Origin of the sequence: Aeromicrobium sp. JJY06, assembly GCF_044069275.1 — a bacterium.
In the GTDB taxonomy this organism is placed as follows: domain Bacteria; phylum Actinomycetota; class Actinomycetes; order Propionibacteriales; family Nocardioidaceae; genus Aeromicrobium; species Aeromicrobium tamlense.
Genome location: NZ_JBIMRD010000001.1, coordinates 2,300,042 through 2,320,461, shown reverse-complemented (window position 1 = coordinate 2,320,461; position 20,420 = coordinate 2,300,042). Strand labels below are relative to the sequence as shown.

The window sequence follows — 20,420 nt, the reverse complement described above, 5'->3', positions numbered from 1 at the left end:
TCCTCTCAGATGTCGTCGCGGTCGGTGACCGCCGCGCGGTCGAGCATGCGGTCGATCTCGTCGGTGTCGTGCCCGCGGCGACGCCACGTCACGACCCCCATGACCACGGCGATCGCCGCCATGAGGACGTAGACCAGGACGGCCACCGGCTCGCTCCACAGGGTGCTCAGGTCACCCTGCGAGATGGCCAGGGCGGTGGTCAGCTGCTCCTCCAGGCGCGGCCCGAGGATCACACCGATGATGAGCGGCAGCACCGGGAGCCCGAAGCGCCGCATCGCGAAGCCGAGCAGGCCCAGCACCAGCAGGATGCCGAGGTCGAACGCCTGGAAGTTCACGCTGTACGCACCGAGCGCGGCGAAGAACAGGATGCCGGCGTAGAGGTACGGCCGCGGGATCTGCAGCAGCTTCGCCCAGATGGGCGCCATCGGCAGGTTCAGCACCAGCAGCAGCACGTTGGCGATGAACAAGCTGGCCAGCAGGGCCCACACGAGCTCGGGCTCGGCGTCCATCAGCTGCGGGCCGGGCTGGATGCCGTAGCTCTGGATCGCCAGCAGCATGACCGCGGCGGTCGCGGTGGTCGGCAGACCGATCGCCAGCAGCGGCACGAGCGTGCCCGCGGCCGACGCGTTGTTCGCCGCCTCCGGGCCGGCGACGCCCTCGATGGCGCCCTGGCCGAACTCCTCGGGATGCTTCGTGAGGCGACGCTCGGTGATGTACGACAGGAACGTCGGGACCTCGGCGCCGCCGGCGGGCAGGGCGCCGAACGGGAAGCCGTACGCCGTGCCGCGCAGCCACGGCTTCCACGAGCGGCCCCAGTCGGCCCGGCTCATCCAGGGCTGCCCGACGGGGATGATCTCCAGCGGGCGGCGGCGCAGGTGGGCCGCGACCCACAGCGCTTCGCCGATGGCGAAGATCGCGACCGCGACGACCACGACGTCGATGCCGTCGGCGAGCTCGGGCCGGCCGAACGTGAGCCGGGCCTGACCCGTCTGGGAGCCGACCAGCGCGATCGTCAGGCCGAGGAAGAGCGAGGTGAAGCCGCGCAGCTTCGAGGAGCCCAGCACGGCCGTGACCGTGAAGAGCGCGAACAGCATGATCGCGAAGTACGACGGCGCACCGAGCTCGACCACGACGTCGGCGATCCTGGGCATCAGGACGACGAGCAGGATCGAGCCGATGGTGCCGGCGACGAACGAGCCGATCGCCGCGGTGGCGAGGGCCTGTGCCGCACGTCCGCGCTTGGCCATCTTGTTGCCCTCGAGCGCCGTGACGACCGATGAGGACTCTCCGGGGGTGTTCAGCAGGATCGACGTCGTCGAGCCGCCGTACATGCCGCCGTAGTAGATGCCGGCGAACATGATGAGCGCGCCCGCCGGGTCGACGTTGTAGGTGATCGGCAGCAGCAGCGCCACCGTCATCGCCGGGCCGATGCCCGGCAGCACGCCGACGGCCGTGCCCAGCAGCACGCCGATGACGGCGTACAGCAGGTTCTCGGGGGTCAGGGCGTTCGCGAAGCCCTCCAGCAGCAGCTCCATCAGAGCACTCCGTCCAGGACGCCCGCAGGGATCGGGATGCCGAGGCCGACGTAGAAGCCGTACCAGGTCAGCAGGGAGAGTGCGATGCCCACGCCGACGTCGAGCAGCAGGCGCCGGCTGCCGAGGATGCGCGCCGAGGCGGCGAAGAGGAAGGCGCCCATGATCGCCCAGCCGAGCCAGTTGATCAGCGCCACGACGACGACGATCACGGCGACCAGCTGCAGCAGCGTGGTCCAGTCGAGACCGCCGGAGAGGTCGACGTCCTCGCCCTCCTCGGGCTCGGCGACGTCACCGCGCCAGGTGGCGACGGCCAGCAGGACGCCGAGGGCGACGAGCACGCTGCCGATCGCGTACGAGAACGCGTACGGCTGGACGGGCTGGTCGGCGAAGCCGGCGTCGAGCCCGAGGGCGTCGACGAGGACGACGATGCCGACGACGGTGACGAAAGCCGCGAGCCCGTACTGGGCCCGGTCCACCGTGCGTGCCGGTGAGTTCGTGGTGGTGGTCATGCGAGTCCCAGCTCCTCGAGGGTCGAGGCGACGCGGTCGTTCTGCTCCTCCAGGAAGGTGCCGAAGTCGTCGCCCGTGGCGAAGTCGTCGATCCAGCCGTTGCGCTCGAGGGCCTCCTGCCACTCGGGCGTCTCGTGCATGGCGGTCAGCAGCTCGATGTACTCGGCGCGGGTCTCCTCCGAGATGCCCGGCGGTGCGAGCACTCCGCGCCAGTTGATGAAGCTGAAGTCGATGCCCTCCTCCTTGAGGGTGGGCGCGTCGACGGTCTCGAGCGGCTCCTCGCCGGAGACGGCGAGCACGCGCAAGGACCCGTCCTCGATCTGGCCCTCGAACTCGCCGAGGCCGGACATGCCGACCTCGATCTTGGAGCCGAGGAGCGCCGTCGTGAGCGGTCCGCCGCCGTCGTACGTGATGTAGTTGACGTCCTTCGCGTCGATGCCGAGCTCGTCCGCGAGCTGCATCGGGAAGAGGTGGTCGGGTCCGCCCGGCGACGAGCCGCCGCCGATCGTGACGCTGCCGGGGTCCTTCTTCCAGGCGTCGACGAAGTCCTGGACCGTGCGGAACGGCGAGTCCTTCGGCACGAGGATGCCCTCGGGCTCGGACACCAGCTGCGCGATCGGCGTGGCCTTGTCGACGGTGGCGTCGGAGCCGTTCGTGAAGACCGACCCGACGACGCCGAGACCCATGGTCATCAGCAGGTCGTCGGCGCCGCGCTCGTTCATGAGTCGCTGCATCGCGACGGTGCCGCCGGCGCCGATGACGTTGGTGACCTCGAAGCGTCCGGTGAGCTCGTTCTCCTCCATCGCCCGCACACCGGCGCGACCCGTGAGGTCGTAGCCGCCACCCGGGCTGTTCGGGATCATCATGCGCAGGCGCCGGTTGGACGCGTCCTCGTCGTCGGCTCGCGTGACCCCGCAGCCGGCGAGCATCGCCAGCACCAGCGTCGCCACGAGGCCCACGCCCAGCGCGCGGCCACGGCGGCCGCTCGTTCCCCACCTGATCATCGGTCCTCCTCGTCGTGCTCCACCCCGATCATGCGGGCCCTTGTGGCGTGGGTCACGATTGCGGAACCAAAGGAGGTTCTGGTCATTGTGGTCATGCGGAGCGTGTCGCCCGGACGGCGCCGGCTGACGCTCGCCGGGCAGGTGCTGCTGCTGCAGCTGGCGGTCGTCGCCGCCGTGCTGCTCGTCGTGGCGGTGATCTCGTTCCGGCAGAGCACGGCGGCCTTCACCGACGAGCGCGGCAGCGCGATGCGGTCGGTCGCGGAGTACCTCGCGGGCGGCGAGGTCGTCCGCACCGCGATCGACGAGCCCTCCGCCACCCGGACGCTCGCGCCGTTCGTCGAGCGGGCCGTCGCGCTGTCGGGCGCCACCGACGTGCTGGTGACCGATCCCGACGGCACCGTGATCGCCGCGGCCGAGCCGTCGGAGGTGGGCACCACGCTCGACCTCGGCGAGAGCCGCGTGCGCGAGGGACGCGGCTGGAGCGGCGACGTCGAGCACGACGGCCGGACCTACGTGACGGCGCACGCGCCCGTGATCGCCGACGACGGCACGCTCGTGGGCATCGCGGTCGCCGAGCAGGCCTACCCGTCGTGGTGGGACCGGATCGCGGACTCCTCCACCGACCTCGCGCCGTACCTCGGTCTCGGGGCCTTGCTGGGCGGACTCGGCACGTGGGCCGTCTCGCGGCTGCTGAAGCGTCGCACCCGCGGCCTCGCCGGCGACGAGATCGCCACGCTCGCCGACCACCGCTACGCCCTGCTGCACAGCATCCGCGAGGGCGTCGTCGCCGTGGACAACTCCGGCGTCGTGACCGTCATGAACGACGCCGCCCGGCGGCTGCTCGGCGTCACGGGAGACCCGGTCGGGCAGCCGCTCGACGCGCTGGGACTCGACGCCGCGCTGACCGAGGTGATCGGGGGCGACGCCGAGACCCGCGACGCCGTCGTCCTCACGGGCGACCGGGTGCTGGTGGTCAACCGGCGCGCGGCGTCCAGCCGGGGCCTGGGCATCGGCGGCGTCACGACGATGCGCGACCGCACCGACGTCGTCGAGGTCGAGCAGCAGCTCAGCTCGAACCTCTCGATCACCGATGCGCTGCGTGCCCAGACGCACGAGTTCGCGAACCGTCTCCACACGATCTCCGGCCTCGTCGAGCTGGGCGAGTACGACGAGCTGGCGAGCCTGCTGGGCACGCTGACGCGCGAGCGGGCGGTGCTGGACGCGAGTCTGCGCGACGCGGTGCGCGACCCGGCCGTCGCCGCGCTGCTGGCCGCCAAGGTCAGCCAGGCGGCCGAGGCCGGACTGGACCTGCGGATCGACCCGTCCTCGCACGTGCCAGCCCTGGAGCCGGACCTGGCCGCCGACCTCACCACCGTGCTGGGCAACCTCGTCGACAACGCCGTGGACGCCTGCCGCGGCGGCGCCGGGCGCGAGGTGGCCGTCCGCCTGACCGAGATCGATGGCACGATCGAGGTCGTGGTGAGCGACGACGGACCCGGCGTGCCGGACGAGATCGCCGGATCGATCTTCTCGCGCGGCTTCTCGACGAAGCCCGAGGTCCTCGGCGGCCGCGGCATCGGACTGCCGCTCGTGCGCCTCATCGCCACGCGTCGCGGGGGCTCGGCCACCCTCGACCCCGGCGGGCCGGGCGCCACGTTCCGGGTGCGTCTCCCCCTCGTGGGCGGCGCCGCATGATCCGCGTGCTCGTCGTCGACGACGACTTCATGGTGGCGCGGATCCACCAGCGGTTCGTCGAGCGCACCGACGGGTTCGAGATCGCCGGGACCGCCGGCACGGGAGCGGACGCGCTGAGCGCGGTGGCCGAGCTCCGCCCCGACCTGGTGCTGCTCGACGTCCACCTGCCCGACATGGACGGCATCGAGGTGCTGCGCGCGCTGCGCGCCTCGGGGCACGAGGTCGGCGTCATCATGGTCACCGCCGAGCGCGACGCCGACGTGGTCCGCGCGGCGCTGCTGGGTGGCGCGCAGCAGTACCTCGTGAAGCCGTTCGAGTACCCCGAGCTGGCCGACCGCCTGCGCGCCGTCGCGAAGTCGATCCGGTCGCTGCACACCGAGTCCGAGCCGGACCAGTCGGCGATCGACCGGGCGTTCGGCGGTGGGCCGGGCGGTCCGGCGCCGCTGGCGAAGGGCCTGAGCGCCGAGACGGCGGCGTCGGTGCTGGCTGCGCTGGAGGGTGCGGGCGAGGTCTCGGCGGCCGAGGCCGCCGAGCTGATCGGGCTCTCGAGGGTCAGCGCGCGGCGCTACCTCGAGCACTTCGTGAGCACCGGTCGCGCCACCGTCAGGCTCCGCTACGGCACCGCCGGACGGCCCGAGCGGCGCTACCTCCTCGACTGAACGGAGTCCCGCTCCCGGCCCGCCCTGCTGCCCCTAGGCTTCGGGGCATGTCCGAGATCGCCGAGCCCGTCGACCTCGCCGTCGGCCGCCGCCTCAACCCCGACGCCGTCGGCTGGACGCGACGCCCGCTGCACCGCACGGCCCTGCCCTGGACCGGCCGGGCGAAGCGCTGGGAGTACTGGGGCATCGTCACCCGCCGGTTCGTGCTGGGCCTGACGATCGCCGACCTCGACTACGCGAACCTCACGCAGGTCTACGCGTATGACCGGCTGCGCCGGCACGAGGTCAGCCTCAACACGACGAAGCTTGGGCCGCTGCGCCCGGGCCTGTCCGACGACCTCCCGCCGATCACCGTGTCGAGCGGACCGCTGACCTTCGCCGACCACGGCCGGGGCACGCGCATCAGCGTGCAATCCGAGCGGGTCACGGTCGCGTTGGAGGCCGAGGGCGGCGACGACGCGCTCGGGGTGGTCGTGCCGTGGAGCCCGCGGCGATTCCAGTACACACTGAAGGACCCCGCGCGGCCGCTGAGCGGCACGATCGAGGTCGACGGCGAGCGCGAGGCCGTCGTGGCCGGCTGGGGCGTCCTCGACCGCGGCCGCGGCGTCTGGCCCTACCGGATGACGTGGAACTGGGGTGCCGGGAGCGGCGACGTGGGCGGCCGGCGCCTGGGCCTGCAGCTCGGTGGGAAGTGGACCGACGGGACCGGCCAGACCGAGAACGGCCTGTTCGTCGACGGCCGCCTGCACCACTGGATCGACGACCTCCAGTGGTCGTACGACCTCGAGGACCCCGCGTCGCCGTGGACCGTCACGGGCCCCGACGTCGAGGCCACCCTGACGCCCTTCCACCGCCGCGTCGCGAAGACCCAGCTGGGCGTGATCGCGTCGCGCACCCACCAGGCCTTCGGGCGCTGGTCGGGCTGGGCCCGCGGCGGCAAGGGCGTGGAGCACCGGCTCGACGGCCTCGTCGGCTGGGCCGAGGAGGCCCGCAACCGCTGGTGAGGACCCTCAGAGCCGCGAGCGGAGCTCCGCGAGCTGCTCGGTGACGCGCGCCTGGGCGGTGCCGCCACGGCCGTCGCGCGAGGCGATCGAGCCGGCGAGCGTCAGCACCTGCCGCACTCCCCCGGGCTCGGACGCGCCGGCCAGGTGCGGCGAGATCTGCGCGAAGTCGTCGTCGCTGAGGTCCCACAGCTCGATGCCGCGCTCCTCGCAGGCCCGGACGCAGGCGCCCGAGAGCTCGTGCGCGACGCGGAACGGCACGCCCTGACGGACGAGCCACTCGGCGATGTCGGTGGCCAGCGCGAAGCCCTGCGGCGCCAGCTCGGCCATCCGCGTGGTGTTGAACTCGAGCGTGGCGACCATGCCGGTGAACGCCGGCAGCAGGACCTCGAGCGTGTCGATCGAGTCGAAGACCGGCTCCTTGTCCTCCTGCAGGTCGCGGTTGTAGGCCAGCGGCAGCGCCTTGAGGGTGGCCAGCAGGCCCGACACGTTGCCGATCAGACGGCCGGCCTTGCCGCGCGCGAGCTCGGCGATGTCGGGGTTCTTCTTCTGCGGCATGATGCTCGACCCGGTGGAGTACCCGTCGTGCAGCGTGACGAAGTCGAACTCCTTCGTGTTCCACAGGATGATCTCCTCGGCGAGCCGGGAGACGTCGACGCCGATCTGCGCCGCCACGAAGGCGAACTCGGCGACGAAGTCGCGCGCCGCGGTGCCGTCGATCGAGTTCGCGGCCGAGCCGGTGAAGCCGAGGTCGGCCGCGACCGCCTCGGGGTCGAGGCCCAGCGAGGAGCCCGCGAGCGCGCCCGAGCCGTAGGGCGACTCGGAGCCGACGCGGGCGTCCCACTCGCGCAGGCGATCGAGGTCGCGCACGAGCGGCCACGCGTGGGCCAGCAGGTGGTGCGAGAGCAGCACGGGCTGGGCGTGCTGGAGGTGCGTGCGGCCGGGCATCGGGGCACCCAGGTGGCGCTCGGCCTGCCCGGCGATGGCCTCGACGAGCTCGCGGACGAGCGAGGCGACCTGGCGCGCGTGGTCGCGCAGGTAGGCGCGGAAGAGCGTGGCGACCTGGTCGTTGCGCGAGCGGCCGGCGCGCAGGCGACCGCCGAGGTCGGCGCCGAGTCGCTCCATCAGGCCGCGCTCGAGCGCGGAGTGGACGTCCTCGTCGCCCGGCTCGGGGCGGAAGGCACCCGAGCGGACGTCGCCGTCGAGCGACGCGATGCCGTCCATCATGGCCGCGAGGTCGTCGTCGGTCAGCAGGCCCGCGGAGTGCAGCACACGCGCGTGGGCGCGCGAGCCGGCGAGGTCGTAGGGCGCGAGCCGCCAGTCGAAGTGCGTGGAGCGCGAGAGCTCGGTCAGCTCGGGCGACGGGCCGGACGCGAAGCGCCCGCCCCAGAGCCGCGAGTCGGCGGCCTCGACGTCGGTGGAGCCGGGCACGGCGGGCGTGAGGTCGGAGGAGTCAGTCATCGGTGGGCACCTTACGGGCGAGGGAGTTCAGGTGGGCGGCGAGGGCCTCGCCGCCGGCCGGGTCGCGCGAGATCAGCATGACCGTGTCGTCGCCGGCGATCGTGCCGAGCGTCTCGCTCATCTGCACGTGGTCGATCGCGGAGGCCAGGAACTGCGCGGCACCGGGCGGGGTGCGCAGCACCACGAGGTTCGCGGACGACTGCGCCGAGACGAGCAGCTCGCGCAGCAGCCGCTGGAGCCGGACCTGCGCTGCGGACGAGTCGGAGGCGGCCCGCGCGCTGCGGTCGCCGCCCTCGGCCGGAACCGCGTAGACGAGGCTGCCGTCGCCCTGGCGGACGCGGACGGCGTCGAGCTCGTCGAGGTCGCGCGACACCGTGGACGCCGTCGCGGTGACCCCGCGCTCGCGCAGCAGGTCGACGAGCTCGCCCTGCGACCGCACGTCGCACGTGCCGAGCAGGTCGACGATGAGCGCTTGGCGGGACGCCTTGGTGCCGGGGATCATGACCGTTCCAGCAGCCAGGTCAGGACCGCCTTCTGGGCGTGGACGCGGTTCTCGGCCTCGTCCCACACCACGGACTGCGGTCCGTCGATGACGTCGGCGGCGATCTCGAGCCCCCGGTACGCCGGGAGGCAGTGGAGCACGATCGCCTCGGGGTCGGCCTTGGCCATGAGGTCCGCGGTGACCGAGTAGGCGCCGAACAGCGCGACGCGCTCGGCCTTCTCGTCCTCCTGCCCCATCGAGACCCACGTGTCGGTGATGACGACGTCGGCTCCGGCCACGGCGGCGGCCGGGTCGGCAGTGACCGCGACGGAGCCGCCCGTGCCGGCGGCGATCCGCTCGGCGTCGGCGACGATCGCGGGATCGGGCTGAAAGCCCTCGGGTGCGCCGACGCGGACGTGCATGCCCGCCGTGGCGCCGCCGAGGAGGTACGAGTGGCCCATGTTGTTGGCCCCGTCGCCCACGTAGGCGACCGTGAGCCCGGCGAGCGCGCCCTTGTGCTCGATCACCGTCAGCCAGTCCGCGAGGATCTGACACGGGTGGAAGTCGTCCGAGAGCGCGTTGACCACCGGGACGCCCGCGTGCTCGGCCATCTGCTCGAGGCCGTCCTGGGCGTAGGTGCGCCACACGACGGCGCTGGCCATGCGGCCCAGGACGCGCGCCGTGTCGGCGATCGGCTCGCCGCGACCCACCTGCGTGACGCCCGTGTCCATCACGACGGGATTGCCACCGAGGTCGGCGATGCCCACCGCGAACGACACGCGCGTGCGGGTGGACGACTTGTCGAACAGCACGACCACCGACTGGGGTCCCGCGAGCGGGCGGCGCGAGTACGGCTCGGCCTTCAGTTCGGCGGCGAGCGCCAGCACTTCAGCCTGTTCTTCGGGAGTCAGGTCGTCGTCCCGCAGGAAGTGCCGGGTCATGATCCCACCTCCGTGGAAAGTGCAGGGTACGTCGGCGGCACCATGCCCGTGCCGATGCTCGCTCGCTGGCGCTCGCTCATGAGAGCACCTCGTCGAGGATCGCGCCGAGGGTGGACACGGCGTGGGCGGCCTCGTCCTCGGTCAGCACGAGCGGCGGCGCGAGGCGCAGCCGGTCGGGCGTGGGGGCGTTCACGATGAGCCCGGCGTCGAGCGCGGCCTTCTGCACGTCGGCCGCGCGCGGCTCGCTGAGCACGACGCCCCGCAGCAGGCCTCGACCCGTGACGCCCTCGACCCGCGCGTGGCGGGTGAGGCCGTCGGCGAGCTGGTCGCCGCGCGCCTGCGTGGCCGCGAGCAGGCCCTGCGACTCGATCGTGGAGATGACGGCCAGGCCGGCGGCGGTCGCGACCGGGTTGCCGCCGAACGTGGTGCCGTGGTTGCCCGGGCCGAGCAGCGTGGCGGCCTCCCCGAGCGCGACGCACGCACCGATCGGGATGCCGCCGCCGAGGCCCTTGGCGAAGGTCACCAGGTCGGGCGTGACGCCCGACGGCGTGTGCCCGAACCAGTCGCCGGTGCGGCCGATGCCGGTCTGGACCTCGTCGAGCCACAGCAGCGCGCCGTGCTCGGACGTGATCCGGCGGGCGGCCGCGAGGTAGTCCTCCGGCGGCACGATGACGCCGGCCTCCCCCTGGATGGGCTCGAGGATCACGGCGGCCACGGTCTCGTCGACGGCCGCGGCCAGTGCCTCGGCGTCGCCGAACGGCACCCAGCGGACGTCGCCCGGCAGCGGCTCGAACGGCTCGCGGTAGGCGGCCTTCGAGGTCAGCGCGAGCGCGCCCATCGAGCGGCCGTGGAACGAGCCCTCGGCAGCGACGACCGTGGTGCGGCCCGTGCGGCGGGTGGCCTTGAACGCGGCCTCGTTGGCCTCGGTGCCCGAGTTCGCGAAGAAGACGCGGCCGTCGGAGCCGAGCAGCTCGAGCAGCTTCTCGGCGAGCTCGATCTGGGGCGCCGACGCGAAGAAGTTGCTGATGTGGCCGAGCGTCTGCAGCTGCTGCGCGACGGCCTCGAGGATCGCGGGGTGCCCGTGGCCGAGCACGTTGACGGCGATGCCGCCGAGCAGGTCGAGGTAGCGGTTGCCGTCGGCGTCCCACACGTGGGAGCCCTCGCCGCGCACGAGCACGCGCTGCGGGTCGCCGAACGTGTTCATCACCGCGCCGCGGTAGCGCTCGGTCCACTCGGCGCCGCCGAGCCGGGGCTCGCGGCCGTGGATCACGACTCCTTCAGGAAGACTCACGACTTCTCCTTCGCACTGGTCGTGTACATCGCGGTGCGGATCTTGGTCCGTGCGCCGGCGAGCACCTGGGTGCCGACGCCCTCGTCGGTGAAGATCTCCAGCAGCACGGCGTGCTCCTCGCGACCGTCGACGACGGTGGCGCGCTTGACGCCGCCACGGACGGCGTTGAGGCACGCGGTCATCTTGGGGATCATGCCGCTGGCCAGCTCGGGCAGGATCGCCTCGAGCGACTCGGGGCTGATCTCGCCGATGACGTCACTGCTGTTCGGCCAGTCGGCGTAGAGGCCCTCGACGTCGGTGAGGACCAGCAGCTTCTCGGCCCCGAGCGCCACGGCGAGGGCCGAGGCGGCCGTGTCGGCGTTGACGTTGAGCACCTGGCCGTCGGCGTCGGGCGCGACGGTGGAGACCACCGGGATGCGACCGGCGTCGATGAGGTCGATGACGGCCTCGGGACGCACCCCGACGACCTCGCCCACGAGGCCCACGTCGACCGGCTCGCCGTCGACGACCGGCTGGGTGCGCTGGGCACGGAACAGGCCGCCGTCCTCACCGGACAGGCCGACGGCGAGGTCGCCGTGCTGGTTGAGCAGGCCGACCAGCTCGGGGCCGACCTGGCCCTTGAGCACCATCCGGACGACCTCGACGGCCTCGGGTGTGGTGACCCGCAGGCCGCCGCGGAACTCCGACTCGATCTGGAGGCGGTCGAGCATGGCGCTGATCTGCGGCCCGCCGCCGTGCACGACCACCGGCTTGAAGCCGGCCAGCCGCAGGAAGACGATGTCCTCCGCGAACGCGCGCTTGAGGCGCTCGTCGGTCATGGCGTTGCCGCCGTACTTCACCACGACGATCTTGCCGTGGTAGGCCTTCAGCCACGGCAGGGCGTGCGCCAGCGTGGCCGCCTTCGTGGTGGCGGCCGCCCAGTCCTCGGGCGCCCACTGCTTCATCTCGTTGTCACTCATCGGTGCTTCCTCAGGTCGAGTAGGCGGAGTTCTCGTGGACGTAGGCGTGCGTCAGGTCGTTGGTCCAGATCGTGGCGCTGTGGTCGCCTGCCTTGAGGTCGATCGTGACCGTGACCGAGCGCGGCTCGAGGTCGACCAGGTCGATCGACTCCCCCACGCCGGAGTTGCGGCACACCCACACGTCGTTGACCGCGACGTCGAGGTCGAGCGGGTCGAACTCCGCGGTCGTGGTGCCGGCCGAGGCCAGGATGCGGCCCCAGTTGGGGTCCTTGCCGTAGATCGCCGTCTTGAACAGGTTGCTGCGCGCGACGGACCGGCCGACCTCGAGCGCGTCCTGCTCGCTCGCGGCGTTGACCGTGGTGATCGCGATCTCGTGGTCGGCGCCCTCGGCGTCGGCCAGCAGCTGCAGCGCGAGGTCGCGGCACACGGTGGTGAGCGCCTCGGTGAACGCGGCGACCTCCGGCGCGACGCCCGAGGCACCGGACGCCATCAGCAGCACGGTGTCGTTGGTGGACTGGCAGCCGTCGGAGTCGAGCCGGTCGAACGTCTGGGCCGTGGCGGTCCGCAGGGCGGTGTCGAGCGTGGCCGCGTCGAGGTCGGCGTCGGTCGTGACGACGACGAGCATCGTGGCCAGCGCCGGGGCGAGCATGCCCGCGCCCTTCGCCATGCCGCCGATGACCCAGCCGTCGCCCTGCGCGACGGACTGCTTCATGACGGTGTCGGTGGTCATGATCGCCGTCGCTGCGTCGGCGCCGCCCTCGGGCGAGAGAGCGACGACGGCCGCGTCGACCCCGGCCAGCACCTTGGGCTCGTCGAGCAGGCGCCCGATGAGGCCCGTCGAGCAGACCTGGACGTCGATCGCACCGATGCCGAGGTGCTCGGCGACGCGCTCGGCCGTGCGGTGCGTGGCCGCGAATCCCTCGGGTCCCGTGTAGCAGTTGGCGCCGCCGGAGTTGAGCACGATCGAGCGGGCGCTGCCGCCCTTGATCGCCTGCTCGCTCCAGATCACCGGGTGCGCCTTGCAGCGGTTCGAGGTGAACACGGCGGCCGCGGCCGACGACGGACCGTCGTTGACGACGAGCGCGATGTCGGGCTTGCCCGATTCCTTGAGGCCGGCGGTGACGCCCGCGGCCCGGAATCCCTGCGCAGCGGTCACGCCCGTGCTGTTCTCGTTCATGGCGCCACTCCGATCGTGGTGAGTCCGGTGGTCTCGGGCAGACCCAGCGCGAGGTTCATCGACTGGACGGCCGCGCCGGCCGTGCCCTTGACGAGGTTGTCGATGGCCGTGACCGTGACGAGGCGACCCGCGCGCTCGTCGACCGCGACCTGGATCTGGGCCGTGTTGGCGCCCAGCGTGGCGGCCGTGGTGGGCCACTGGCCCTCGGGCAGCAGGTGCAGGAACGGCTCGTCGCCGTACGCGTCCTCGTAGGCGGCGCGCACCTGCGCCTCGTCGATGCCCTCGGCCAGCCGCGCGGTGGCGGTGGCCAGGATGCCCCGCGCCATCGGCACCAGCGTGGGCGTGAAGGAGATCGTCACCTCGGGCGCACCGGCCTTCGTGAGGTTCTGCGCGATCTCGGGGATGTGGCGGTGGCTGCCGCCGACCGCGTACGGCAGCGCGGCGCCCAGGCCCTCGGACGCCAGCAGGTGCGTCTTGAGCGACTTGCCCGCGCCGGAGTACCCGTTCGCCAGCACCGCGACGAGGTCGGTGGTCTCGACCAGACCCGCGGCGACCGCCGGCTGCAGGCCCAGCGTCACGGCGGTGACGTTGCAGCCCGGCACGGCGACGCGCCGCGCGCCGGCCAGCGCCGCGCGCTGACGCGAGGAGCCCGTGATGAGCTCGGGCATGCCGTACGGCCAGGTGCCCGCGTGCTCGCCGCCGTAGTAGTCGGCCCAGTCCTGCGAGCTCTCGAGCCGGTGGTCGGCCCCGCAGTCGATCACGAGGACGTCGTCGGGCAGCTGCGCGGCGACGGCGCCCGACGCGCCGTGCGGCAGCGCCAGGAACACGACGTCGTGTCCGGCGAGGGTCTCGGGGGTGGTCTCGGCGACGATCCGGTCGGCCAGCGGGAGCAGGTGGGGCTGGTGCTGGCCGAACCGCGAGCCCGCGGTGGACGCCGCGGTCAGCGCGCCCACCTCGACCTCGGGGTGCGACAGCAGCAGCCGCAGCACTTCTCCGCCGGCGTACCCGGTGGCACCGGTGACGGCGACCTTGATCATGGCGATCAGTCCGTCCCGAACTCCATGGCGGCGGCCTCGAGAGCCACCTCCTCGTCACCCTCGACCGAGGGGTTCGCCTCGATCCGCATGGCGCCGCCGGCCGGCAGGTCGCCGAACAGCGTGCCGTTCTCGACCAGGACCTGGCCCTGGTCGAGCGGCTGCGAGGCGTACATCTCGAGCTTGGCGCGCGAGTCGGCGATGTCGAGATTGCGCATCGTGAGCTGGCCGATCCGGTCGGTGGGTCCGAAGACGGCGTTCTCGGTGCGCTCCATCGAGAGCTTCTCGGGGTGGTAGGAGAAGTGCGAGCCCTGGGTGTCGAGGATCGAGTAGTCCTCGCCCCGCCGCAGCCGCAGCGTGACCGAGCCGTGCACGAGCGACGCGATCCAGCGCTGGATCGACTCGCGCAGCATCATCGCCTGCGGGTCGAGCCACCGGCCCTCGTACATCAGCCGGCCGAGGCGACGGCCGTGCGCGTGGTAGTTCGCGATGGTGTCCTCGTTGTGCACCGCGTTGACCAGCCGCTCGTAGGCGATCCACAGCAGCGCCATGCCCGGCGCCTCGTAGATGCCCCGGCTCTTGGCCTCGATGATGCGGTTCTCGATCTGGTCGGACATGCCCAGTCCGTGCCGGCCGCCGATCACGTTGGCCTCGTGGACGAGCGCGACCGGGTCGTCGAACCGGGTGCCGTTGATGGCGACGGGGCGACCCTCCTCGAACGAGATCGTGACGTCCTCGGCGTCGATGTCCACCGACGGGTCCCAGAACTTCACGCCCATGATCGGGTCGACGGTCTCCAGCGAGACGTCGAGGTGCTCCAGCGTCTTGGCCTCGTGCGTGGCGCCCCAGATGTTGGCGTCGGTCGAGTACGCCTTCTCCTGGCTGTCCCGGTACGGCAGGCCGTGCTCGACGAGCCACTGGCTCATCTCGGTGCGGCCGCCCAGCTCGTGGACGAAGTCGGCGTCGAGCCACGGCTTGTAGACGCGCAGCTCGGGGTTGGCCAGCAGGCCGTAGCGGTAGAACCGCTCAATGTCGTTGCCCTTGAAGGTCGAGCCGTCGCCCCAGATGTTGACGCCGTCCTCGTGCATCGCGCGCACGAGCAGCGTGCCGGTGACGGCGCGGCCCAGCGGGGTGGTGTTGAAGTAGGTGCGGCCCGCCGACTTGATGTGGAAGGCGCCGCACGCGAGGGCGGCCAGGCCCTCGTCGACGAGGGGGCGCTTGCAGTCGATGGCCCGGGCCAGCTCGGCGCCGTACTCCATCGCGCGTCCGGGGACGCCGGAGATGTCCGGCTCGTCGTACTGGCCGAGGTCGGCGGTGTACGTGCAGGGCACGGCGCCCTTGTCGCGCATCCAGGCGACGGCGACGGACGTGTCGAGTCCGCCGGAGAAGGCGATGCCGACGCGCTCGCCGACGGGAAGAGTGGTGAGGACCTTGGACATGGGGAACATTCTTGCACAACACTGCAAGACTTTGCATTCGGGGTGGGGTCCGCTCCGCCTAGTATCCCGCCATGGCCCGTCTCGTGCTCCGGTTGGTCACCGCGGTGATCCTCGCCGGACTGCTGCTCGTCCCCGCGCTCGCGACGATGGGAGGCTCCTCCAGCACCGGTGTCGCCGATCCCGTGACGATCACGTCGTACCGCGCGACGTACGACGTCGACGCGGACGGCACCCTGCACGCGAGCGAGACCATCACCGCCGACTTCCCGTGGGGACGCCACGGCATCTTCCGCTACTGGGACCGCTCGGACCAGGGCGACCACACCGTCCGGTACCACCCGAAGGACGTGCGCATCCGCCTCGACGGCGAGCCCGTGCCCGTCAGCCGCTCCTGGGAGCAGGGCCGGCGCTTCCGCGTGGCCAAGATCGGCGACCCGAACACCTACCTGGCGGCCGGCACCCACACCTACACGATCGACTACCGGATCGACGGCGTGCTGGGTCCGAATCCCGAGAGCCTGGCCGACTCGAGCGCCAGCTGGACCGGCGGCGAGTCCGACCGCGCCGAGCTCGTCTGGCAGGTCGTGGCCGCGGGCTGGAGCATGCCGATCAGCGTGGCCGACCTGCGCGTCTCCCTGCCGCACCCGACCGACCGCCTGGAGTGCTCGATCGGCGACGGGCGCCCGTGCACCGTCGAGGGCGAGGGCTCCCGCGAGCTGCGCATCACGGCCACCGACCTCGCGCCCCACACCGCCGTGGTGGTGCGCGCCGCGATGGACTCCCCCGCCCCCGACCGCGCGCACGTCCCCTGGTCGATCGGCTGGGACCGGATGCTGGGCTCGTCGCTGTCCGCCCTCGCCGTCGTCGTGCTGATCTCCGCGGTCGCCCTGCTCGTGGGCTACCTCCTGGAGCGCACCACGCGGGAGCGCGTGCCCGGCCTCCCCGTGCTGTTCGAACCGCCCGAAGGACTCGGTCCGGTGCAGACGGCCTACGTCACCGACGAGCGGGTGCCCCGCCACGCCCTGACCGCCACGCTGCTGCACCTGGCCGAGCAGCAGCACGTCGAGCTGCGGCAGCACGGCAAGGACTGGACCGTCACGAGCCACGTCGACCCCGCCACGTGGGACCGCCTCGACCCGCTCGCCCGCGAGGTCGTCTCCGGGCTCGACCTGCGCGGCGAGGGCCGCACGTTCACGGCCGACGGCTCGATCGAGTCGGGCAAGCGCCTGTCCGCGGTGAAGACCGCACTGCCCGGCGTCGCCCGGGCCTGGGGCACCACCAGCCGCACCGTAGTCCCGGCCTCGCACGAGTGGCTGTGGCGCGCGCTCCTCGTGGTCGCGATCGGCGTGGTGATCGGCGGCACGTTCGTCGGGGTCACCGGCCTCTACCTGATGCCCTTCGCCGCCTTCGCGATCGGCTCGGTCGGCGTGCTGATGCCCGGTGTCGGCCGGCGCCGCACCCGCGAGGGCCGCGAGCTGTGGTCGCGCGCCGGTGGCTTCGAGCGCTTCCTCAGCACCGACGCGGCGAAGGACCGGTTCGACTTCAGCGGCCGCGAGGACCTCTACACCGCCTTCATCCCCTACGCGGTCGCCTTCGGCGTCGCCGACCTGTGGGCCCTCAAGTACGAGACCGCCACGGGCCTGCCCGCACCCGTCCCGGTCTGGTACGGCGGCACGACGGGCGGCGGCAGCGTCGGCGCCAGCGGCGCGGCCGCCTTCAGCAGCTTCGAGAGCGCGCTCTCCAGCTCGATCGGCGCCTACACCGCGAGCATCTCCTCCTCATCGAGCGGGGGCGGTGGGGGCGGCGGCTTCAGCGGTGGCGGAGGCGGCGGAGGCGGGGGCGGCTCGTGGTGAACCCCTCGGCCCCGGCGCCGCGCCCCACTAGAGTTTCGACCAGTTCCCGTTCCTGGAGGTTCCCGTGCTGATCTGGATCATCGTCGCGATCGTCGTCGCCCTCGTGCTGTTCGGGGTCGTCGCGTTCAACCGGCTGCGCACGGCCGACATCGCCGCCCAGGAGGCGCTCGGCGGGATCGACGTGCAGCTGACCCGCCGCGCCGACCTCATCCCGAACCTGGTGAACGCTGTGAAGGGCTACGCCGCCCACGAGCGCGGCGTCTTCGAGGAGGTCACCGCCGCGCGCGCCGGCGTCACCGAGGCCGCCCGCTCGGGCTCGGTCGAGCAGCGCGCGGCCGCCGAGGCCCGCCTCGAGCGTGCCCTCGTCGACGTGATGGCCGTCGCCGAGGCGTACCCCGACCTCAAGGCCTCCGCGAACTTCCAGCACCTGCAGACCGAGCTGAGCGACACCGAGGACAAGCTGTCGTTCGCGCGTCAGTACTACAACGACGCGGTGCGGGCGCTCAACCAGCTGGTGCGCACGATCCCGTGGATGTTCTTCACGGGCGTCGCCGGCGTGAAGGAGCGCACCTTCTACGACGCTCCCGCCGGCCAGGACGCCCCGCCCACCGTCCAGTTCTGACCCCGCAACGAGATGTGCTCCCTTTTCGACCTTTCAGCCGGGCTGAAAGGTCGAAAAGGGAGCAAATCTCGCGGTCGGCGGAGCTCAGACCGCGCGGGTCATCCAGCCGTGGCGGTCCTCGGCGCGGCCGTACTGGATGTCGACCAGTGCCGAGCGGATGTCGGCCGTGACCTTGCCCGGCTCGCCCTCGGCGCTGACGACCTCGCCACCGTCCCACTTGAGCTTGCCCACCGGAGTGACCACCGCGGCGGTGCCGCAGGCGAAGACCTCGGTGATCGTGCCGTCGGCGACGCCGTCGCGCCAGTCGTCGATCGAGACCTTGCGCTCGATGACGTCGTGGCCCAGGTCCTTGGCGATGGCCAGGATCGAGTCGCGGGTGATGCCCTCGAGGATCGAACCACTGAGCTCGGGCGTGACGATCGAGCCGTCGGAGTGGACGAAGTACAGGTTCATGCCACCGAGCTCCTCGACCCAGCGGTGCTCCACCGAGTCCAGGAACGCGACCTGCGCGCAGCCGTGCGTCGCGGCCTCCTGCTGGGGCAGCAGGCTGGCGGCGTAGTTGCCGCCGCACTTCGCGGCGCCCGTGCCACCGGCGCCCGCCCGGCTGTACTCGCTGGAGAGCCAGATGTCGACCGGCTTGATGCCCTCGGAGAAGTAGGCGCCGGCGGGCGACGCGATCACCGAGTACGTGACGTGCTGGCTGGGCCGCACGCCCAGGAAGACCTCGGACGCGAACATGAAGGGGCGCAGGTAGAGGCTGCGCTCCTCGCCCGTGGGCACCCACGCGCGGTCGGTCTCGATCAGCGACCGCACCGACCCGATGAACCACTCGACCGGCAGCTCGGGCAGCGCGAGGCGGTGCGCCGAGCGCTGCATCCGGGCCGCGTTGGCCTCGGGACGGAACAGCCACACCGAGCCGTCGGCGTGGGCGTAGGCCTTGAGGCCCTCGAAGATCTCCTGGGCGTAGTGCAGCACCGCCGTGGCCGGGTCGAGCGACAGCGGGCCGTACGGCACGACGCGGGGGTCGTGCCAGTCGCGGTCCGGCGTCCACTCGGTCAGGAACATGTGGTCGGTGAAGTGGTTGCCGAACCCGGGATCGGCGAGGATCTCCGAGCGCTCGGCGTCGCTGCGTGCGTTCGCGTTGGTCTCGATCCGGGGGGTGAACGCAGGGGTGGTCATGGCGGACACGATAGTCCTTTCGGGAGTGGTGGGAGGGGTCGTCAGGCGACCGATACCTCCGCGGCCACGCGCGACGCGATGGCCTCCCCCACCTCCTGCGTGGATCGCGGCTGCCCGTCGCGCGCGGCGATGTCGGCCTCGACGGCGGCGGTGATGCGCGCCGCCTCGGCGGCGTGGCCGAGGTGGTCGAGCAGCAGGCCGGCCGAGAGGATCGCGGCGGTCGGGTCGGCCTTGGACTGGCCGGCGATGTCGGGCGCCGAGCCGTGGACCGGCTCGAACATGCTCGGGGCGGTGCGGTCGGGGTTGACGTTGCCGCTCGCGGCCAGGCCGATGCCACCGGTGACGGCGGCGGCCAGGTCGGTGAGGATGTCGCCGAACAGGTTGTCCGTGACGATCACGTCGAAGCGCGCCGGGTCGGTCGCCAGGAAGATCGTGGCGGCGTCGACGTGCAGGTAGTCGACCGTGACGTCGGGGAACTCCGCCGCGACGGCGTCGACCGTGCGGCTCCACAGGTGGCCGGCGTGGACGAGCACGTTGTTCTTGTGCACGAGCGTCAGCTTGCGACGCGGGCGCGCCTGCGCACGGGCGAACGCGTCGCGGACCACACGCTCGACGCCGAAGGCCGTGTTGAGGCTGACCTCGGTGGCGACCTCGTGCGGCGTGCCGACGCGGATCGCGCCGCCGTTGCCGACGTACGGTCCCTCGGTGCCCTCACGGACGACGACGAAGTCGATGTCACCCGGGTCGGCCAGCGGCGTGGGGACGCCCGGGAACAGCTTCGAGGGACGCAGGTTCACGTAGTGGTCGAGCTCGAACCGCAGCCGCAGCAGCAGTCCGCGCTCCAGCACCCCGGACGGGACCGACGGGTCGCCGACCGCGCCGAGCAGGATCGCGTCGTGCCCGCGGATCTCCTCGAGGACGCTGTCGGGCAGCGTCTCGCCGGTCGCGTGCCAGCGGCGCGCGCCCAGGTCGTAGGCCGTGCGGTCGAACGTGAGTCCGGACCCCTGCGCGACGACGTCGAGAACCTTCAGGGCCTGCTCGGTGACTTCCGGGCCGATGCCGTCGCCGGCGACGACCGCGAGGGAATAGGTGCTGGTCATGAGTCCATCCTAGAACCGTCGATCTCAGATGTTGAAACTCGGGTCTCGCTATCCGGTCGTCAGTTGTCTTCGGGCGTCTCGTCGAAATCGGCGTCGTCGCGCAGGTGCGCGGGTCCCCATTCCATGGCGATGATCGGGTCGAACATGAGTGCTCCTCTGAAGTGGCAGTGGTGGTCGGTGCGGGATCCGACGGGACCGACGACCCTGCGGGGCCACGTGCTGCGACGGGTGACGTCGGTCAGCGTTTCAGAGGAGGAGAACCAGGTCCTGGTCCAGAACATCTGCTGCAGAGTCGTCGAGCCAACGCCGAAACTCCGCGGCAGGTGTGGCCCTAGGAGGTCCTGCCGCGGCAAGCGATGAGTACGAGCTGCTTCCGCATGGCCGCGACTGTACACCAGGGTCCGGGCCGCCGTCTGCACCCCACGCAGATCTCAGCGGGTGAGCCCGGGCGCCTTCGTGCCCGCCACGTGGAACACTGGC

The 20,420-nt window shown here is 72.1% G+C and carries 19 protein-coding genes; 5 read left to right on the top strand and 14 right to left on the bottom strand.

What is annotated here, in order from left to right; translation table 11 throughout:
* Positions 1-5: 5 nt before the first annotated feature.
* The 3 genes from ACGWYL_RS11405 to ACGWYL_RS11395 are packed head-to-tail and all read right to left on the bottom strand — an operon-like array spanning position 6 to position 3,048.
* On the bottom strand, positions 6-1,535 hold the full coding sequence (locus tag ACGWYL_RS11405; protein ID WP_395487219.1) for a tripartite tricarboxylate transporter permease: 1,530 nt from the start codon (positions 1,533-1,535) through the stop codon (positions 6-8).
* Positions 1,535-2,044 carry a tripartite tricarboxylate transporter TctB family protein gene (locus ACGWYL_RS11400; RefSeq protein ID WP_395487218.1) on the bottom strand — a complete coding sequence of 170 codons (510 nt, stop codon included), beginning with the start codon at positions 2,042-2,044 and terminating at the stop codon, positions 1,535-1,537. The genes ACGWYL_RS11405 and ACGWYL_RS11400 overlap by 1 nt, the downstream gene beginning before the upstream one ends.
* A complete protein-coding gene (locus tag ACGWYL_RS11395; protein WP_179425274.1) occupies positions 2,041-3,048 on the bottom strand; it encodes a tripartite tricarboxylate transporter substrate binding protein in 1,008 nt (335 codons plus the stop codon). Before ACGWYL_RS11395 ends, ACGWYL_RS11400 begins: the two co-directional genes overlap by 4 nt.
* A 93-nt stretch (positions 3,049-3,141) precedes the next feature.
* On the opposite strand from ACGWYL_RS11395, the gene ACGWYL_RS11390 reads away from it, so the two are divergent.
* From ACGWYL_RS11390 to ACGWYL_RS11380, 3 genes are read left to right on the top strand one after another with little or no spacing between them, the layout of a single operon-like run.
* Positions 3,142-4,743, top strand: a complete 1,602-nt coding sequence (locus tag ACGWYL_RS11390) for an ATP-binding protein (RefSeq protein ID WP_395487217.1) — start codon at positions 3,142-3,144, stop codon at positions 4,741-4,743.
* Positions 4,740-5,402 (top strand): response regulator, encoded by a 663-nt coding sequence (locus ACGWYL_RS11385; protein ID WP_179425278.1) that lies wholly within the window; start codon positions 4,740-4,742, stop codon positions 5,400-5,402. The genes ACGWYL_RS11390 and ACGWYL_RS11385 overlap by 4 nt, the downstream gene beginning before the upstream one ends.
* Before the next feature lie 47 nt (positions 5,403-5,449).
* Positions 5,450-6,406 (top strand): DUF2804 domain-containing protein, encoded by a 957-nt coding sequence (locus ACGWYL_RS11380; RefSeq protein WP_395487216.1) that lies wholly within the window; start codon positions 5,450-5,452, stop codon positions 6,404-6,406.
* 6 nt (positions 6,407-6,412) lie between these two features.
* Here ACGWYL_RS11380 and argH read toward each other — a convergent pair whose 3' ends face one another.
* From argH to argG, 8 genes are all read right to left on the bottom strand, one after another.
* Complete coding sequence (argH, locus tag ACGWYL_RS11375; protein ID WP_395487215.1) at positions 6,413-7,864, bottom strand: argininosuccinate lyase; 1,452 nt, start codon at positions 7,862-7,864, stop codon at positions 6,413-6,415.
* The gene (locus tag ACGWYL_RS11370; protein WP_269306351.1) at positions 7,857-8,366 is read right to left on the bottom strand and encodes an arginine repressor; all 510 of its coding nucleotides are present in this window, start codon (positions 8,364-8,366) and stop codon (positions 7,857-7,859) included. The genes argH and ACGWYL_RS11370 overlap by 8 nt, the downstream gene beginning before the upstream one ends.
* Positions 8,363-9,286, bottom strand: coding sequence for an ornithine carbamoyltransferase (argF, locus tag ACGWYL_RS11365; RefSeq protein ID WP_269306349.1), 924 nt, complete (start codon positions 9,284-9,286; stop codon positions 8,363-8,365). Before argF ends, ACGWYL_RS11370 begins: the two co-directional genes overlap by 4 nt.
* Before the next feature lie 76 nt (positions 9,287-9,362).
* Complete coding sequence (locus tag ACGWYL_RS11360; protein WP_395487214.1) at positions 9,363-10,577, bottom strand: acetylornithine transaminase; 1,215 nt, start codon at positions 10,575-10,577, stop codon at positions 9,363-9,365.
* Entirely contained in the window at positions 10,574-11,536 is a 963-nt protein-coding gene (argB, locus tag ACGWYL_RS11355) for an acetylglutamate kinase (protein WP_179425288.1), read from the bottom strand. The genes ACGWYL_RS11360 and argB overlap by 4 nt, the downstream gene beginning before the upstream one ends.
* Positions 11,537-11,546: 10 nt before the next feature.
* Positions 11,547-12,713: a bifunctional glutamate N-acetyltransferase/amino-acid acetyltransferase ArgJ gene (gene argJ, locus ACGWYL_RS11350; RefSeq protein ID WP_395487213.1), complete on the bottom strand. Its 1,167-nt coding sequence runs from the start codon at positions 12,711-12,713 to the stop codon at positions 11,547-11,549.
* Positions 12,710-13,750 (bottom strand): N-acetyl-gamma-glutamyl-phosphate reductase, encoded by a 1,041-nt coding sequence (argC, locus tag ACGWYL_RS11345; RefSeq protein ID WP_179425292.1) that lies wholly within the window; start codon positions 13,748-13,750, stop codon positions 12,710-12,712. The genes argJ and argC overlap by 4 nt, the downstream gene beginning before the upstream one ends.
* 5 nt (positions 13,751-13,755) lie before the next feature.
* Positions 13,756-15,186 (bottom strand): argininosuccinate synthase, encoded by a 1,431-nt coding sequence (argG, locus tag ACGWYL_RS11340; RefSeq protein ID WP_179425294.1) that lies wholly within the window; start codon positions 15,184-15,186, stop codon positions 13,756-13,758.
* Between the two features lie 71 nt (positions 15,187-15,257).
* Here argG and ACGWYL_RS11335 point away from each other — a divergent pair, with 71 nt between their 5' ends.
* Positions 15,258-17,039 carry a DUF2207 domain-containing protein gene (locus ACGWYL_RS11335; RefSeq protein WP_395487212.1) on the top strand — a complete coding sequence of 594 codons (1,782 nt, stop codon included), beginning with the start codon at positions 15,258-15,260 and terminating at the stop codon, positions 17,037-17,039.
* Positions 17,040-17,103: 64 nt separating this feature from the next.
* The gene (locus ACGWYL_RS11330) at positions 17,104-17,661 is read left to right on the top strand and encodes a LemA family protein (protein WP_179425296.1); all 558 of its coding nucleotides are present in this window, start codon (positions 17,104-17,106) and stop codon (positions 17,659-17,661) included.
* An 84-nt stretch (positions 17,662-17,745) separates the two neighbouring features.
* Here ACGWYL_RS11330 and ACGWYL_RS11325 read toward each other — a convergent pair whose 3' ends face one another.
* Genes ACGWYL_RS11325 through ACGWYL_RS11315 form a run of 3 tightly spaced genes read right to left on the bottom strand, consistent with a single transcriptional unit; the run spans position 17,746 to position 20,221 of the window.
* On the bottom strand, positions 17,746-18,840 hold the full coding sequence (locus tag ACGWYL_RS11325; RefSeq protein WP_269306338.1) for a branched-chain amino acid aminotransferase: 1,095 nt from the start codon (positions 18,838-18,840) through the stop codon (positions 17,746-17,748).
* A 41-nt stretch (positions 18,841-18,881) separates the two neighbouring features.
* Positions 18,882-19,940, bottom strand: a complete 1,059-nt coding sequence (locus ACGWYL_RS11320) for a 3-isopropylmalate dehydrogenase (RefSeq protein WP_395487211.1) — start codon at positions 19,938-19,940, stop codon at positions 18,882-18,884.
* 59 nt (positions 19,941-19,999) lie between these two features.
* A complete protein-coding gene (locus ACGWYL_RS11315) occupies positions 20,000-20,221 on the bottom strand; it encodes a hypothetical protein (protein WP_179425302.1) in 222 nt (73 codons plus the stop codon).
* Between the last annotated feature and the right edge of the window lie 199 nt (positions 20,222-20,420).